19 protein-coding genes are annotated in these 16,468 nt (G+C 29.1%); 17 read left to right on the forward strand and 2 right to left on the reverse strand.

Features of this window, described 5'->3' with window-relative positions:
- Positions 1-21 precede the first annotated feature (21 nt).
- Complete coding sequence (locus ABDZ93_RS01155; protein ID WP_343822857.1) at positions 22-1,692, reverse strand: beta-propeller fold lactonase family protein; 1,671 nt, start codon at positions 1,690-1,692, stop codon at positions 22-24.
- Positions 1,693-2,674: 982 nt separating this feature from the next.
- On the opposite strand from ABDZ93_RS01155, the gene ABDZ93_RS01160 reads away from it, so the two are divergent.
- From ABDZ93_RS01160 to ABDZ93_RS01205, 10 genes are all read left to right on the forward strand, one after another.
- Positions 2,675-3,094, forward strand: coding sequence for a HutP family protein (locus ABDZ93_RS01160; RefSeq protein WP_343822859.1), 420 nt, complete (start codon positions 2,675-2,677; stop codon positions 3,092-3,094).
- A 448-nt stretch (positions 3,095-3,542) separates the two neighbouring features.
- Positions 3,543-4,535, forward strand: a complete 993-nt coding sequence (locus ABDZ93_RS01165) for an ABC transporter substrate-binding protein (protein ID WP_343822861.1) — start codon at positions 3,543-3,545, stop codon at positions 4,533-4,535.
- Between the two features lies 1 nt (position 4,536).
- Positions 4,537-5,412 carry an ABC transporter permease gene (locus tag ABDZ93_RS01170; protein WP_343822863.1) on the forward strand — a complete coding sequence of 292 codons (876 nt, stop codon included), beginning with the start codon at positions 4,537-4,539 and terminating at the stop codon, positions 5,410-5,412.
- The gene (locus ABDZ93_RS01175) at positions 5,405-6,199 is read left to right on the forward strand and encodes an ABC transporter ATP-binding protein (protein ID WP_343822865.1); all 795 of its coding nucleotides are present in this window, start codon (positions 5,405-5,407) and stop codon (positions 6,197-6,199) included. The genes ABDZ93_RS01170 and ABDZ93_RS01175 overlap by 8 nt, the downstream gene beginning before the upstream one ends.
- A gap of 294 nt (positions 6,200-6,493) precedes the next feature.
- Complete coding sequence (locus ABDZ93_RS01180; RefSeq protein WP_343822867.1) at positions 6,494-6,694, forward strand: hypothetical protein; 201 nt, start codon at positions 6,494-6,496, stop codon at positions 6,692-6,694.
- 249 nt (positions 6,695-6,943) lie between these two features.
- On the forward strand, positions 6,944-7,399 hold the full coding sequence (locus tag ABDZ93_RS01185; RefSeq protein ID WP_343824492.1) for a LytTR family DNA-binding domain-containing protein: 456 nt from the start codon (positions 6,944-6,946) through the stop codon (positions 7,397-7,399).
- Between the two features lies 1 nt (position 7,400).
- Positions 7,401-8,099: a LiaF transmembrane domain-containing protein gene (locus ABDZ93_RS01190; RefSeq protein ID WP_343822868.1), complete on the forward strand. Its 699-nt coding sequence runs from the start codon at positions 7,401-7,403 to the stop codon at positions 8,097-8,099.
- Between the two features lie 420 nt (positions 8,100-8,519).
- The gene (locus ABDZ93_RS01195; RefSeq protein ID WP_343822870.1) at positions 8,520-9,023 is read left to right on the forward strand and encodes a kinase; all 504 of its coding nucleotides are present in this window, start codon (positions 8,520-8,522) and stop codon (positions 9,021-9,023) included.
- Positions 9,024-9,221: 198 nt separating this feature from the next.
- Entirely contained in the window at positions 9,222-9,770 is a 549-nt protein-coding gene (locus ABDZ93_RS01200; RefSeq protein ID WP_343822871.1) for a GNAT family N-acetyltransferase, read from the forward strand.
- Positions 9,771-9,927: 157 nt separating this feature from the next.
- Entirely contained in the window at positions 9,928-10,407 is a 480-nt protein-coding gene (locus tag ABDZ93_RS01205) for a tetratricopeptide repeat protein (protein WP_343822873.1), read from the forward strand.
- On the opposite strand, the gene ABDZ93_RS01210 is transcribed toward ABDZ93_RS01205, so the two are convergent.
- Entirely contained in the window at positions 10,390-10,851 is a 462-nt protein-coding gene (locus tag ABDZ93_RS01210; RefSeq protein WP_343824493.1) for a GNAT family N-acetyltransferase, read from the reverse strand. The genes ABDZ93_RS01205 and ABDZ93_RS01210 overlap by 18 nt on opposite strands.
- Positions 10,852-11,476: 625 nt before the next feature.
- On the opposite strand from ABDZ93_RS01210, the gene ABDZ93_RS01215 reads away from it, so the two are divergent.
- The 7 genes from ABDZ93_RS01215 to ABDZ93_RS01245 all read left to right on the forward strand — a co-directional run bounded on the left by ABDZ93_RS01215 (position 11,477) and on the right by ABDZ93_RS01245 (position 16,414).
- On the forward strand, positions 11,477-12,112 hold the full coding sequence (locus ABDZ93_RS01215) for an L-2-amino-thiazoline-4-carboxylic acid hydrolase (RefSeq protein WP_343822876.1): 636 nt from the start codon (positions 11,477-11,479) through the stop codon (positions 12,110-12,112).
- 160 nt (positions 12,113-12,272) lie between these two features.
- On the forward strand, positions 12,273-12,524 hold the full coding sequence (locus ABDZ93_RS01220; RefSeq protein WP_035131475.1) for a dihydroxyacetone kinase: 252 nt from the start codon (positions 12,273-12,275) through the stop codon (positions 12,522-12,524).
- A 127-nt stretch (positions 12,525-12,651) separates the two neighbouring features.
- Positions 12,652-13,215, forward strand: a complete 564-nt coding sequence (locus ABDZ93_RS01225; protein ID WP_343822881.1) for an AAA family ATPase — start codon at positions 12,652-12,654, stop codon at positions 13,213-13,215.
- Between the two features lie 128 nt (positions 13,216-13,343).
- Positions 13,344-13,937: a hypothetical protein gene (locus tag ABDZ93_RS01230; protein WP_343822883.1), complete on the forward strand. Its 594-nt coding sequence runs from the start codon at positions 13,344-13,346 to the stop codon at positions 13,935-13,937.
- Between the two features lie 81 nt (positions 13,938-14,018).
- On the forward strand, positions 14,019-14,525 hold the full coding sequence (locus ABDZ93_RS01235; protein ID WP_343822885.1) for an HIT family protein: 507 nt from the start codon (positions 14,019-14,021) through the stop codon (positions 14,523-14,525).
- Positions 14,526-14,930: 405 nt separating this feature from the next.
- Entirely contained in the window at positions 14,931-15,623 is a 693-nt protein-coding gene (locus ABDZ93_RS01240; protein ID WP_343822887.1) for a L,D-transpeptidase family protein, read from the forward strand.
- A 332-nt stretch (positions 15,624-15,955) separates the two neighbouring features.
- Positions 15,956-16,414, forward strand: a complete 459-nt coding sequence (locus tag ABDZ93_RS01245; RefSeq protein ID WP_343822889.1) for a GNAT family N-acetyltransferase — start codon at positions 15,956-15,958, stop codon at positions 16,412-16,414.
- The last annotated feature ends 54 nt before the right edge of the window (positions 16,415-16,468 follow it).

Genomic DNA, 16,468 nt, shown 5'->3' on the forward strand with positions numbered 1-16,468 from the left:
TTACATGCCTTATTGTGAAAATTATTCAGTAGTTAATTTGTAAATATAGATGGTTGATTTCCCTAAATTTCTAAGAGATATATTTTCAGCAGGGAATGGACCACCTGGTAGATTTATTTCAAATGGCTTTAGTTGCTCTGTCACAGTTTTGGAGGTAAATGGTATTGTATTGAGAAATGCTGCTAATTGAGAAGTCATACCATGACTAGTCTTTGCTGCAAACTTAATCCTATTTATTTGAGATGGTTCACTTGATAGAGTTAAACTTTTACCGGGTGCAATTGATATTCCTTCACAAGAACAACATTGTTTTGATTGGCAGTTGCCTAAAAACGGTATTTGTATTTGAACAAGTTTTTTTGATTTAACAACTGCAGCTATTTCTACAGTACAAGTCAATTTATGACCGCAATTTAACTTAACACATTCACAGGTAGCACTATTAATATCACAGGATATATCAGAGCCTTCAGGAGCAGTAAGGGTTGTATTCTTATCAAAGTATACTGTTCTTTTTAATACAGGGTCATTAGAACAATTGCTTATAAAACCAAGCATTACTTCTATTCTTAAGTTTACATTTACTAAATCCTGCTCTTCAGCTGTTTTAGTTATATCTAATATGCTATATTTAGTTTCTATAACTTTACAGTGAATACACTGATATTCATTTGAATTTGGAAGGTTAAAAGTCTTGTGCTGTTGTTCTTCAAACGCACATGAGTCAAAAATTCTTGTAGTTTCAATACACATTTTATCTGAAGGTGTTGGGCAAGGAGTAATATTTGCTGTTGCTATACCAACAGGTCTAGAGAGATTAGGGATAGTATCTACTACTGCATTAATTGTTGTGTCTATAACAGAAACACTGTTAGAAATAAAATTTGTTACGTAAACGAAATTTCCGTCTGGTGTTATTGATGTGCCCACAGGGCCGGAACCTACAGGTATAGTTTGAACCACTTCATTTGTGTCAGTATCTATTACAGAAACATTATTATCAAAAACGTTTGCAACATAAGCAAAATTTCCATCTGGTGTTATTGATATAGAAGAAGGTCCAATACCGACAGTAATGGTATCCACTACAGTATTAGTACTTGTATCAATTACAGATACTGTATTAGTTAAAGCGCTTTGTCCCTGATTTGCAACATAAGCATAGCTACCGCTCGGAGTTATTGCTATAGCTACAGGCAAGTCTCCCACAGTAATATTTTTCACTACTTCATTTGTAGCAGTATCTATCACCGATACACTATCTGCCTTTCCAATTGTTACATAGGCAAAACTTCCGTCAGGTGTTATTGCAATACCGATAGGATCTCTGCCCACAGGTATAGTTTTTACTACTGTGTTGGTATTTGTGTCTATTACTGATACAGAACCTGAAGTAGCTGTTGCAAGACCGGAATTTGCAACATATACATATCTCCCATTAGGCGTTACTGCTATACCTGTAGGAACATTACCAACAGGTATGGTAGCTATAATTGAATTAGTACATGTATCTATGACAGTTGCGAAATAGTATTGATTTGTAACATAAGCAAATCTGCCGTCCGGCGTTATTGCAATAAGTTTAGCAAAATTATCAGCGGGTTCAATGATAACATTATTTACAACTGTGTTAGTGCTTGTATCTATAATCGATACTTTATTAGCGTTTGAAACATAAGCTAAAGTAGACACGTTATTCATCTCCTTAAAATATATCTTAGTACAAGATATGAGGGTACATAATATTGAGTGAATAATTGATAAGTAAACTTTTTGACTTGCATTTTATTATCTTAGAGGGTACTCATGAACCTTAAGCAAATGAGAGGTTAATGAATAAAATAATTAACCAACGACCTCGCTGCTAAGTTATTGTAAGAAGAATGTAGTTTACTTCTATGTTAATGCAATTTTAAACTAAGCCTTGAAGGGCATCTTTGATAACTTTTGTTTCGTCTACAAGTGATATACCGTCGAAATTAAGTCCTAATTTACTCCAACTTCCTTTTTCATAACTGGAGTAATTTCCATATGTAAAAGAATTAATGAGTGGGCTCCAAGGGGTGTAAACTTTCTATTATGATGTTTTGATAGGGCTTTTATTGATATGTTATCTTGAACCTGGAAATCGTTGATATGTTTCCTCAAACCTCGAAACTGGTAAAAAACGGTTGACATGTTCTCGAGAAAGCTGACAGCAAATACAATGAAAAACCTCACTTAATATTGATACGGTGAACCGTACCATAAGTGATGCTCTAAATCTTTGATTTAGTTAGCAGAATTTACTCAGGAAACGGATGTGAGTGGAGTTTCACAAGTAAGTTAGCGTGGTTAAACCTAGAAAATTGATTGTTTATTTTAAATCAAAGTCTGATATAATAATAGCATAAATAAAAAATTCTCTGTGTGCTAGCACTAAGCATCCTTAGAACATTTATTTGAGCAACCGTGTTGGCGAATCACTTATATTTTAGGGTTATTGGAATAAAATCAGAAAAATTAGCACTAGCCTTTGTTGGATGTAATGCTTTTTTAATATAATTACGTTTTTTATTTAAAAATATATGCTTAGTGATATAATAGGTTGTAAAATATAAAAGTTTATTTCGATTTATAGAATTATTGAAATATAAAAACCATTATATAAATAGCTTGTTTGGGAGGTTTACTTATGAAAGAAAAGAATAGCATAGATATAGCAAAAGCTTCTATTAATATGGCTATATCTTCAAGACAAGAAGAAGAAAAACTTATAGAAGAATTTAAAAAAGAGAATGTTTTAGCTGTAGCAGTAGATATTGGTGGAAACTTAAATTCATCTGTTCAAAAAATCATAGAAAGAGCTTTAGTTGCCTCTAAAAGAACTGGGATAATTAAAGATTGCCATGTTCATGATGGTGCTATTGCAGGAGCTACTAGAGAAGCAATAATGCAAGTTGCAGATAAGGCAAATGGTCTTAGTGTAGGCGGAAAAATTGGAGTTGCAAGACATGGTGAGCATGTAAGTGTATGCATTTTCCTTAGTATAGGATTGCTTCATTTAAATGAAGTAGTGATTGGGCTTGGACATAGATCAATAGCAGATTTATAAATTATATAGTTGACATAAGCGGAAAAGCCATATATAATTCATTTTAATAGAAAAGTAGTATAGATAATATAAATTGTAGAATAGTAGAACAGTAGTTTAGTAGTAGAAATGTTATGGTGAATTAGAAGTATAGTAAGTAAAAGTAGAATAGGAAATATTAATTCACCAAGCTTTACAAAAGTAAGGTATTAAAAACATGTATTCAAATATATTAATTATATATATTTAAATGCTAAATATTAAATAGTAGCACAGTAGCATAAGTAGGAGATATAACTTTAACAGTTAATTATTTTGGAATTAAAACAGTCCTCTCCATATAACCTTGTGGAGGGGTTTTTTTATTATAAACAGTTATATATAATTTTGTCTACAGAAAAATACTATTTGAAGCTTTGTTCTACTAATTTTACACAAATTAAGAACAAATTATTTGGAGGTTGGTAGTATGGTAGCAAAAAAATTAATTTTATTAAGTTCAATTCTAGTAAGCATGTCTTTATTTTCGGCATGTTCAAAAGGGAATTCTTCATCACAAGAAAATATTGTGAATATAGGAATATCTCAAATAGCATCTCACCCAGCTTTAGACTTAGCTAGGGAAGGATTTGTAGAAGCTTTAAATTCTAAGGGATTTAAAGAAGGGGAAAATCTTAATCTAGAAGTACAAAATGCAGAGGGAGATATTGCAACATCTCAGATGATATCTAACAATTTTGTCTCAAGTAACAAAGATTTAATATTCGCTATTGGAACTCCTGCAGCACAGGCAGCGTTTAACACAACGAAGGATATCCCAATTATAACTACAGCTATAACAGATGCTGTAAAAGCAGGTCTTGTAAAATCAAAGGATAAATCAGGAACAAATGTTGCAGGAACTAGTGACGCGGTACCGATAGAAAAACAATTAAAACTTATGCAAGAAATAGTTAAAGATGTAAAAACTATAGGAGTTTTATACAATACTAGTGAGGTAAACTCTGAAATTCAAGTAAATAATTTAAATGAATTAGCTAAGAAAAATAATATAAAAGTAATATCAAAAGGTGTAAATAGTGTAAATGATATAAGTCAAGGATTAGATTCAATCTTGGATAAAATAGATGTTTTATACACGCCAGCAGATAATATGATAGCTTCTTCAATGGCACTAATAGCTTCTAAGTCAGTAGATAAAAAAGTACCAGTAATTGGAGCGGAAGAAGCTCACGTTAAAGGTGGAGCTTTAATTACAGAAGGTATTAATTACAAAAAACTTGGTTTTGAAGCTGGCCTTATGGCAGTTGAAGTTTTACAAGGAAAAGATATAAAAGAGTTATCTATAAAAGCTTTAGAAGAAACAGAACTTGTTATAAATAAGGATACACTTAAAAAGCTTTCTATAAATATTGATAAAGATATACTGGATAAAGCTAAACTTATAGAAGGAGGTAAGTAATATGAACTTCTTTATAGGTACTTTAGAGCAGGGTCTTATATTTGCTATAGGAGCATTAGGGGTATATATAACTTATACTATATTAGATTTTCCTGATTTATCTGTAGACGGAACATTTAGTTTAGGTGCTGCAATTACTACAGCATTTATATTAAAGGATATTAATCCATTTTTATCATTAGGATTAGCATTTATAGGAGGAGCTATTGGTGGATTAGTCACTGGAATACTTCATGTGAATTTAAAAATAACTAATCTTTTATCTGGAATTTTAGTTATGATAGGACTATACTCTATAAACCTAAGAGTAATGGGGAAGGCAAATCTTCCTATATTTAATAAAGCTAATATATTCTCTAATAATATACCAGTAGTTGTAACTTTATTATTAATGGTTTTAGTAGTTAAACTATTAATGGATATTTTATTTAAAACTAAGTTTGGATTTATTTTAAGAGCTACAGGTGATAATGACACGTTAGTTACTTCTCTTGGAGTAAATAAAGGAATAATGAAAATAGTTGGACTTATGATATCTAATGGACTTGTAGCTTTAAGTGGAGCTATAATGGCACAATATCAAAGATTTTCAGATATATCTATGGGAAATGGGTTTATAGTATTTGGATTAGCCTCTATTATACTTGGTCAATCTGTTTTCAAAAACAGTAGGTTATTAAAAGGAACTACAGTAGTTATAATAGGTGCATTTTTATATAAACTAAGTATTGGTGTTGCTTTAAATTTAGGTTTCCCACCAACAGATTTAAAATTAATAACATCATTAATGGTGGTTATTGCTATAGTTATGAATGATAATAATATTTTAAATAAACTTAAATTTTCTTCAAAAGGGAGGGGAAATCTAAATGCTTAAAATAAATTCCATCAGTAAAGGATTTAATAAAGGTACAATAAATGAAACTAATATTTTTAACAACTTTAGCTTAGAAATAAATAAAGGAGATTTTATAACTATTGTTGGAAGTAATGGAGCAGGAAAATCCACTCTTTTAAATATAATATCTGGTGCATTAGAGTTAGATTCAGGTAATATAATTTTAGAAGAAAAAGATATTACAAATTTAAAAGAACATAAAAAATCAAGATTTATAAGTAGAGTATTCCAAGATCCAACTAAGGGAACATCACCATCTATGACTATTTTAGAAAACTTATCTTTGGCAGATAATAAGGGAAGTAGTTTTGGACTTTCTTTAGGAGTTAATAAAAAAAAGATAGAGGAATTTAAAAATCATCTTTCTATATTAAATTTAGGTCTTGAAGACAAAATAAATACAAAGGTAGGAATGTTATCTGGAGGACAAAGGCAAGCTCTTTCTCTACTAATGGCTACTTTAAATACTCCAAAAATTTTACTTTTAGATGAGCATACGGCGGCTTTAGATCCCAAAACATCAGAAACTATTATAAACCTTACAAATAGCATAGTTAAAGAAAAAAATATTACAACAATTATGATAACGCATAATTTAAATCATGCTATAGAGTTTGGAAATAGACTACTTATGATGCATAGCGGAGAAATAATTCTTGATATGGGGGAAACGAGAAAGAACAATTTAACTAAAAATGATCTTATAGAAGAATTTAATAAAATTACTTTTAAAGAAGAGCTTTCAGATAGAATTATGTTTGCTTAACATATTGAGATTATAAAAGCTTTTTAATATAATATGTTTTAATAAAAGAATAAGCAGAGGATTAATACAATCTTCTTCTTATTCTTTATGTTTTTTATTATTTTAAAATAAACCCAAAATACTTTAACTTTAATTTGGGCAATTACCTCCATGCTAATTATAATGTAGAAAAAAGGATGGATAGGTATAATGAAAAGAAAATTTTTAGCATTGTTTTTAATGGGGAGCATATTGTTAACAACATATGGAAAAGGAACTCCATTATCTGAATGAAAATCAACTACAGAAAACAAAGTGAGTACCACCGAAGAAAAAATAACTACTCAAAATAAAGAGGATATCGGCGAAAAAAAAACAGATAATCAAAACAAGGAGGACACCACAAAACAAAAATATACACAGGATATAAAAACACCTGTAGATAAAGGGTCCAGCTTAAAGTTAAGTGCTGTATCTTTAGTAAATTTGAGTAAATACAATCTTTTTTACTGGTAAAAAATCTGACTTGCTACTTATAAGGAGAGCCGTACCATAAGTAATTCTCTAAATCTTTGATTTAGTTATCATAACTTACTCAGCGAGTGAATGTAAATCAAGTTTCCTAAATAAATGAGATTTTTATTTATAGGAACTGTAACAAACTATAGAAAAATCACCTCTTACTTAAAGAAATTAACTACATACTTTAATTCTGTTTACAAAGAAAATCCTAAGCATATAATTAATATTGTGGAGAGTGAAGATATGAAAATACGAATTGAAGTTGATGAGAGAATAAAGGAAGACGAAGTTATTATTAAATGTAGTCAATTAAATGATGATATTTTAGATATTCAAAAGCTGCTTAATGATGTGTTTTTGCAAAGAAAACAGTTAACTTTTTACAAAAATAATACTGAGTACTATATTTCTTTGTCAGAGATACTATTTTTCGAGACGGAACAAACTACAGTTAGTGCACATACTGTTAATAATGTATATCAGGTAAAATACAAGCTTTATGAATTAGAGGAGATCTTGCCAAAAGATTTCATGAGGATTTCAAAATCAACAATATTGAATATAAATTATATTTACTCAATAACACGCAATTTAACATCATCTAGTATAGTTGAATTTCAACATACACATAAAAAGGTATATGTTTCAAGACATTATTATAAACCTTTAAAAAATAAGTTATTAGAAAAGAGGAGATAGAATGGAGAAAGAAAAAATTTTTGGAGGAGGCTTTCTTATATTATGTGGAATTGCTTTAATTATCAATAAACTTGGATATTTTTCGGATATAAATATTTTTACAATATTATTAACAGCTTTCTTAGTTTATATCACTATAAAGAGTTTATTAAAAGTTAATTTCCCAGGTATTTTATTCCCAATAGCATTTCTTTGTATTATTTATGATAAACAGCTTGGTATAACGGCTATTACTCCATGGACAGTATTAATAGCAGCATTACTTGGAAGTATTGGTCTTTCTATGATTTTTAATAAACATCCTAATTGGGCTCACAGTAAAAGTGATTGGGATTCTTATGAGTTTAACACCATTGATACAGAAGATGAAAGTCATATAAAGTTACAGACCTCATTTGCTGGAAGTATTAAGTATATAAATACAGATAAATTTGAACAAGCAGATTTAAAGTGTAGCTTTGGAGCAATGAAAGTGTATTTTGATAATGCTGTTCTTCATGAAGGAAAAGGAGTTGTTAGAATAGAATCTTCTTTTTCTGGTGTAGAGTTATATGTACCTAGAAATTGGACTGTTGAAGATAGAGCTAATATATCTTTTGGTGCAATAAGTGAAAAAAATAGAAATGAAGGAACAGCAGATAATATTCTAACTATATGTGGAAATATAAACTTTTCAGGAGTAGAAATAATTTATATATAATGTAAATAAGCTTATCTAGTCATAGAACTCAATAAAAGAAAGTTAGCCTTAACCATTAGTTCTTGTGACTACCCGCTCTAATACTCCCATCACACTCTATGAAAGCGATTCGCACCAAATCAGAGATTTGGGCTCTCTGATTTTCTTCAAAGTGGGAGTAAAGAGCGGCTACGACCCTGGATAACGATTTCCCCTAAAGGACAACGACTTTTTAGTATCAAAAATACTGATACTAAAAAGTCTGTTAGTAAGCTTCAATGAGAGTAAAAACCTCCTCTGAAGCAAAGAACTTTGTTTATAAGTAAAACCGTATTATAAGTAATAGGATCAATGGTGTCAATCTAGATGAGGTATTGTTAATCTACCTTTTAAAAATTAGATAAAGTAGAAATTTTATTAATTTGGAAGGACAAATAATATATGGATAAAGAAATAAAGTTAATAGTACTAAGAGGTAATTCAGGAAGTGGCAAAACTACAACAGGCAAAGCATTACAAAAAAAATTTGGGCATGGTACAATGCTAATTTCACAAGATGTTGTTAGAAGAGAAATACTATATGTGAAAGATGGCCCTGATACAGAAGCAATCCAGTTATTAAATGAACTTATATTATATGGAAGAAAACATTGCAATATCGTAATTCTAGAAGGCATTTTAAATTCAAAGTGGTATAGAAGACTATTTGAGAATTTATATGATGAGTTTGATAATCAAATTTTTGCATATTACTTCGACATACCTTTTGAAGAAACCTTAAATCGCCATAAACAAAAGCCTAATGCACATGAATTTGGAGAAAAAGAAATGAGAAAATGGTGGAATGAAAAAGATTTATTAGGTATCATTCCTGAGGTATGCATACATAAAGAATTAAGCCTAAATGAAATAGTGGATATTATTTATGAGGATGTTATAAAGTAGAAAAGAAACGTATTCAATAACATTATCTACCAGTTTAGAAGTTTTTGATTAGAAGCATAATATGGCAGGTATTATAACACATTTGGCAATTGACAATAGAATAATAAATGCATTACCTGATGGAATAATTACAAAAATATGATTTAAAACAGATAAATTCCAATTTAATAATTTTTAATAATACTACGGAGGGAATGTATGATCATTGAAAGCAAAATAATAAAAGGCAATAGTCTAACATGGATACTTCGTTATCCAACAAAATATGATGTAATTGAATTATCTAAACTAAGAGTTAAAATTGATGGAGAAACAGAAAATCTTGATAGGGAATCTGGTGAAAGTTTACTAACTCCAGAGGATTTTGAAAAACTTATTTATGAAGATTCGATAGCAAAAAAAAACATATTTTTAGTTGCAGAAGTTGAAGGTCAAATCGCTGGATTTGCTCGTTTAGAAGGAAATAAACTAAGTAGATTTAGGCATAAAGCAGAGTTTGGAATATGCATATTAAAGAAATACTGGGGTTATTCAATTGGTAAAGTTCTAATTGAAAATATTTTAATGTGTGCAGATGCCGTTGGAATTAAAAAGATTTCCTTAACTGTGGTGCAAACAAATATAAAAGCAATTCAATTATATAAAAGATATGGATTTGTAGAAGAAGGTTTATTAATAAATGATCGTATACATAAAGATGGGAACTATTATAATACTGTTGTAATGGGAAGATTATTAGATAAATAGACATTAAGACCTAAAACATTAGATTTTAACGAAAGAGAACTGATTTTTGTTTAGTTATATACATTGTATTTTAATTAATGCTACAATTAACATATAAGCTTACTACAATTTATTACATAGTTATAAATAATTATGTAACATAATAGGGGGATTAGATATGGAAGAATTAGATATGGCAATTAGATTGAGGAAAGAAGGAAATTTAAAAGAATCAAATAGAGCTCTAGTAAATCTTTCCAATAACAATCCTAACAATTCAATAATTAATTATCAATGTGCCTGGAGTTTTGATGTTATGGGGTTGGAAAGAGAGGCTGTACCATATTATGAGAAAGCCATTGTACTTGGATTACCAGATGATGATTTGAAAGGTGCTTTTTTAGGATTAGGTAGTACCTACAGAACATTAGGAGAGTATGAAAAATCAAGAAAAATATTTGAGGAAGGCTTAGCAAAATTTCCAGATAACAATGCTTTTAAAACTTTCTATGCAATGATATTATATAATTTAAAAGAATATACTAAAGCAATAGAAATTCTTTTAAATAATTTGGTTCAAACATCCTCAGATGAAGATATAATAAAGTATAAAAAGGCCATAGAATTCTATTCTGATAAGTTAGATAAGGTATGGTAATTTTAAAGTTTCTAAATCTAACTCCATCTGGTTATTTCCTACCGTGCAACTATAACATACACTAGCTAATTTTTCATCTAGAAGTAAACAATATCCTAATCCATGTTTACTAAGATCATCTACTGTTCTCCAATATCCTTTACAAAAATTCATTTCATTATCTATTTTTTTCATTAGTTCAGAATCTAGAGATTTTAACTGAAATTTTTTCATCACCTCTTTTGCTGTATTTTCATTTTCATAGTTTGGGTTATTTAAAATAAAACAAGTTCTTATATCTTTATCTACAGCTTTACCTAACAACTTCTCTATTTTCCCCTCAAAAACTTGCGAATGAACGACTAATGCAAAATATTTTTGTTTATATTCAATATCTTCAAAAATTAATTTATATAGATTTTTATTAAAATCCTCATTTTTGTCGTTTCCAATTAAATATCCAATATATTAAATACTACTAAAACAAGATATTTAAGTAAATATTATCTACCTTATATCTCTTATCTTAAGATTAATTAAATAGATACCATATTCTTATACTAAGGTAACTGATTTCAAAGAAAGAAAACTGATTTTTATATAATACAATACATTTTATTGAAATAATGATATTATAAGGATATAGCACTGGAGTTACAAGGGACTAATTATAAAAATTTAGCATTTACCTTAAAGTCTTATTTTCAATTTGTTTTTAAAAGGAGATGATAATATAAACATGCAGGCTCTTTTGATAATTCTGGTTTTCTTAGGAATAATGATAGTGGGTATTTATTTACTTAATAAAATTGATAGTAGAAAAGCAAACTCATTTTATCAGGACAAAAATCATAACTTATCACAGTTTCATGAAAATGATAATCAGGACCACCCGTAAAACGAATAGTACTGCTTGTATTGGAGAAAGATTGATTTGTAGGTTAGTGGGAAATATGTAGGTAAGACGAACTAATAAACAGGATCTTTGAAAGTAGGAAAGTACAGTGTTTAAAGAATATGATCTAATCTACTAATGATAGTAATTTAAGCTCAAGTAATTTTGTATTAATTTAATTGGAGGATTTGACAAATGAGTTCCGAAAAAGAAATTAAAAAAAGATTATATATAAAATATACTTTGAAACAAATTAAGAAAATTCTTAAGAAAAAGCAATGGAAGAAGGTAAGAATAGAAGAACTTGAACAGGATATTATAAAATACATTATGAAATTAGAAAAGGATGCTGACTATGGGGAAAATGCTTATAAAAAGCATGCATTATGCAACTCCATATTTCCTGGAATTGCTACATATCAGATTTTACAAAAGTATGCTTTTACAAAGGATGAGGCTTATTATATATTGGAAAGTGTATTTGAATCAATTGCAAAACTTGCTGGAATGATTTATAACATGTTAGATTTGCTTCCCAATGGCTATAAACTAGTCAGGAAATCTTTGTGGAATGATATGAAAGGTAAAAACAGAAAATGCTGGGAGACTGATTTTCTACAAGATGATGATAATGGATTTGCATATACGGTAAATAAATGTATTTTTGTAGATATCCCAGCAGAAAATAATTGTTCGGAGATTTCAAAACTTTATTGTAAGAATGATACTTATTGTTTTAGGGGACTTCATAGGCATGTAAAATGGGAAAGAACACAGACATTGGGAGACGGAGGAAGTTGCTGCGATTTTGTTTTTAAGAAAGTAAAGTGATGAGAATATAATACTTCATAACATTCTCATAATGTTAATAAATTGCGAATTAGATAATGAATTATGATCTCTGAAAATTGAATAGTGTGATGTTTACAAAATATGTTATAATTAACTGGAAGATAAATTGTAATTTATAAAATGGAAAAGGAGAATAATTATGCTTGAATATAGATTTGATACGCAATTATTAATTGAAGGAGAAAATCTCTCAGAAGATAAAATAAACGAGTATATTACAAAAAACATTGAAGGCGATTGCTTACTTGCGGTTGGTGATGAGGAGCTGATTAAAATTCATTTTCACACAAATACTCCATGGAAAGTACTTGAGTATTGTGCTTCATTAGGTGATATTCACGATATTGTTGTAGAAAATATGGAACGACAGGCTAATGGTCTTCAAGGTTAAGCAATAAATATAAATTCTAGATATTTTTTATATTCATTTTTAATAGGTAGAGCTTTGAAAATTATTTATATTAAGCTAGGAGTATATACATGAATATTATTAAAGAAATAATTTGGGAGTCCGTAATATGGTAAATACAATGATAGTAGTTACTGGGACATCTGCTACAGGTAAAACAATATTAAGTAAGAAGTTGGCAAGTAAATTCAATTTATCTTTAATAAATAAAGATGAAATAAAAGAATTGCTTTTCGACTGTTTGGGTATCCGAGATGAAGAATGGGCAGTTCAATTAGGAGTAACCAGTTTTGAACTTTCATATCTTTTTACTGAAAAATTATGTCAAACTAACAAGTCTTTTATTATTGAGGGGAATTTTGAAGATAAATATGCAACAAAAGTTTTTAATAACTTTAAAAATAAGTATGCTTATAAAATAATACAAGTATATTGTCATGCTCCTGAAGAAATATTGTACGATAGATATTTGAAACGTGATAATTCTGGAGAAAGACATCGAGGGCATATTATTAATATAAGTGGATTTGATGAATTTAAAAATAGAGTTACAAACAAGAACTTTAAGTTGCAAATAGATGATTGTATAAATATAGATGTTGATACGACCAAATTTGAAAATTTAGAATTACAAAATATTTATGATGAAATTTATAGTATATTAGACTGTTGAAAGTGTATATGATGAAATGGTATTAAATCATCTCTGTTTTTTACTTTTCTAGTTCAGAATGTATATATGAAATTTATAAAGCAGTAGAAATGCTGATGGTTTAAGTAAGAGGATAGGAGGAGGTTAATTTGAAACTATTGTTAGAAATTGCTATTAGTTATTTTACATTATATTTAGTAATTTGGTTACATGAACTAGGACATTCTTATTTCTACTGGATATATGGCTGTAAAGAAAATTGGATTAAGGTAAGTGTAAAGCCATATTTATTCTTTTCTACGCCAGCTCCAGTTGATGAAGATAGAGTGGAATATTTAACAGATAAACAGAACCTAATAGTTTCATATGGAGGAATTGTTGTAAATTTATTTATGGCTTTTGTAGTTATAATAATAATTCAAATTAATTCTATAAGAAATAATTATATCGAATTATTCCTATATCAATTTGTTACTCTACATTTGGCGGAAGTAGTCACTTATCTTGTACTTGGAAACATTTATTTAGTAAGTGATATGAAAGGTATTGCAGATATTAAACCAAAATTGCGTCCAATTAATTTTGGTTTAGGAATACTTGTTAGTGCAGTATATTTTATATTTATTAAACAAATTCCTCAACAGATTTTTTCTATAACCATTATCTTTAATTTAATTGCTATAATTTGTATGGGTGTTGGAAGAATTGCATTTACGTATTATTATTCTAAAAAACAGCAGTAAAAAAAGCAGAATTTGTTGACTTAACTTTAAGTAGTGAATCATTGAGAATCATAAAACAGTTTAATTTAAGAGGTGAGTTTATTGACTAGAAAAATTACATTAGCTGACGGGAGAAAACTAGAAGTAGAGTGCTTAAGTTGTGCAATTACAAGCGGATTAATAGAACCAACTGGTGGGGTTATAATAGAAACTGAACATTTTCATGTGCATCAAGATGTGGCTTATCCGATACCTGGACTAGTCATCTTGGCTTCAAAGAGACATTTTTATTGCATGGATGAGCTAACTGCTGAAGAACGCTTAGAATATATTGACTTAATATGCAGAATCAGAGATGCACAGAGAAGATTACTTGGAATAGAAAAAGTATATTATTTTTATAATGAAGATACGACACATCATTTTCATTTGTGGATAGTTCCAAGATATAAATGGATGTATGAGTTTGGACATTCAGTTGAATCGTTAAGACCAGTATTATTACATGCACGAAATAATTTAAATAACAAAGAAAATATGAATAGAGTAATAGATGCAATTGATAAATTACGAGAAGGATTACGAGGAGTTGAAAGTAGTTCAAGGTAACAGTATCCAAAAAAATCCAACACAGTAATTAAACTACGTATCGACGGAAATTTCTTATAAGTCGTAACAACTACAAAACAAAATAATTTTTTATTTCGTAATTCTAGAAAATAGCGTAACAAATATAGAATTAAATAGCTTTTCATAATACCGTATTATTCAACGTGAATATATGGTATTTTTGTTTTGTAATTTAAATGTATTATGCAATTTGTAGTAAGGATGTACTTAAGTCCCAAGCATGAATATCATCTTTTGATGCGAAAATAAATTACAACTTTCAATGATAAACATGAAATAAATCATGAAACATTGAAAAGTAAATAATGCATAAAAAATTATTTTAATATAAAAATGATTAGGTGGCATACTATAAAGGACATTACATGGAATGAGGTGCTATAATTGAAAAAGAAAGGGTTTCTAAGAAGTGTTTTTTTTGTAAACATAATTATTTTTATATTTATCATAAATGTATATACAGTAAAAGCAACTTCAAAGAACGATTGTGATAAAAATCTTGCAATATTAGTGGATATTGGTGAAGAAAAACTTTATTTAATAGATAAAGAGAAAAATATAACTTTAAAAGAATACAGTATAGCTAGTGGTAAACCAAAAACACCTTCTCCAACAGGTACATGGAAAGTAGTTAGGACGGCCAAATGGAGTGGAGGATTTGGAACTAGATGGATTGAGTTGAATGTACCTTGGGGCAAATTTGGAATTCATGGAACAAATAGACCAGGAACAATTGGTTCAGAAGCTTCCCATGGTTGTATTAGAATGTTTAATAAAAATATTGAAGAATTATATGAGTATGTAGAGCCTGGAATGATAGTAGCAATATATGCAGGTCCAAACGGACCATTCGAGGATGGACTAATAACTTTAAAGCCTGGAGATAGAGGTTCAGATATTTTAGAGATACAAAGAAAAATGAAAGATAAAGGTTATTATCCAAAAGATTTAGATGGTATATATGGAGAGTATATGAAACGATATGTAATAAAATTTAGAGAAGACAATAATCTTGAAATTAGCCATTATGTAGATAAAGAATTTTATGAAAAACTTGGAATAGAACTAATAGACTAAAATATATAATGGTGAACTTTTTTATTCACTTACAAAAGAGGAATACTTACTTTGGCTATTATCAGGGAGAAAAATGCAAAATATAAAAGTAAGAGAAATATTAGTGCATTGTGTAATAAGAGGGCTAGCTATTAGTCCTCTTATTTTTATATCAATTTCAACATACATTTCAAATATAGCTTTATATAAGTAATCTTTTAAAATTAAAAGTACAATATTTACCAAATATGTTATAATTAATTCGTAATATTATTAAATTGTGAGTTAGTTTTTTATTAAACTAATAGATAAACATGAATTTATTACATGCTACTTAGAGAGGAGGTGGATCTATGGAAGGAATTGTTGTTCGGGAATACCAAGAGCAGGATTGGCCGCGTTTGATAGAAATTCATGACAATGCCCGCATGGTTGAACTAAGGCTTGCTGAACTAAGTGATGCATTTATTCCACTTGCTGAGGCTGCTTTTAACGAAGGACTGTTTGATTATACCCTTTGCGTTGCTTTGGTGAACGGTAAAGTAGTTGGATTTGTCGCATATTCGGATGATGAGCTTGCGTGGTTATACGTTAACCCAATATATAAGCATCAGGGTATCGGTAAATGCCTTGTTAAGTATGTAGTTCAAAACACTACGAAAAGACCTCTTTGTGTGGAAGTTTTGGTGGAAAATGAGCCCGCAATGCATTTATATAAGTCAATGGGCTTTGAAGCCATTGATATATGCTCTGGAGTAATGCCAGGTAACGAATTGTTTCATGTTACGGTATGCTGTATGCAGAAATCATAAGCATAATCTCAACATATATAAATCGTGGTATAATTTTCATGTAGTTAAGATATT

This window comes from Clostridium subterminale, assembly GCF_039521425.1.
Classification (GTDB): Bacteria; Bacillota; Clostridia; order Clostridiales; family Clostridiaceae; genus Clostridium_J; species Clostridium_J subterminale.

What these genes read in the sequence shown, in the direction of transcription:
- ABDZ93_RS01225 (WP_343822881.1), top strand. Translation starts at nt 12,652, where the DNA reads ATGGTAAATACAATGATAGTAGTTACTGGGACATCTGCTACAGGTAAA.
- ABDZ93_RS01185 (WP_343824492.1), top strand. Translation starts at nt 6,944, where the DNA reads ATGAAAATACGAATTGAAGTTGATGAGAGAATAAAGGAAGACGAAGTT.
- ABDZ93_RS01175 (WP_343822865.1), top strand. Translation starts at nt 5,405, where the DNA reads ATGCTTAAAATAAATTCCATCAGTAAAGGATTTAATAAAGGTACAATA.
- ABDZ93_RS01215 (WP_343822876.1), top strand. Translation starts at nt 11,477, where the DNA reads ATGAGTTCCGAAAAAGAAATTAAAAAAAGATTATATATAAAATATACT.
- ABDZ93_RS01220 (WP_035131475.1), top strand. Translation starts at nt 12,273, where the DNA reads ATGCTTGAATATAGATTTGATACGCAATTATTAATTGAAGGAGAAAAT.
- ABDZ93_RS01190 (WP_343822868.1), top strand. Translation starts at nt 7,401, where the DNA reads ATGGAGAAAGAAAAAATTTTTGGAGGAGGCTTTCTTATATTATGTGGA.
- ABDZ93_RS01245 (WP_343822889.1), top strand. Translation starts at nt 15,956, where the DNA reads ATGGAAGGAATTGTTGTTCGGGAATACCAAGAGCAGGATTGGCCGCGT.
- ABDZ93_RS01205 (WP_343822873.1), top strand. Translation starts at nt 9,928, where the DNA reads ATGGAAGAATTAGATATGGCAATTAGATTGAGGAAAGAAGGAAATTTA.
- ABDZ93_RS01170 (WP_343822863.1), top strand. Translation starts at nt 4,537, where the DNA reads ATGAACTTCTTTATAGGTACTTTAGAGCAGGGTCTTATATTTGCTATA.
- ABDZ93_RS01200 (WP_343822871.1), top strand. Translation starts at nt 9,222, where the DNA reads ATGATCATTGAAAGCAAAATAATAAAAGGCAATAGTCTAACATGGATA.
- ABDZ93_RS01165 (WP_343822861.1), top strand. Translation starts at nt 3,543, where the DNA reads ATGGTAGCAAAAAAATTAATTTTATTAAGTTCAATTCTAGTAAGCATG.
- ABDZ93_RS01160 (WP_343822859.1), top strand. Translation starts at nt 2,675, where the DNA reads ATGAAAGAAAAGAATAGCATAGATATAGCAAAAGCTTCTATTAATATG.
- ABDZ93_RS01195 (WP_343822870.1), top strand. Translation starts at nt 8,520, where the DNA reads ATGGATAAAGAAATAAAGTTAATAGTACTAAGAGGTAATTCAGGAAGT.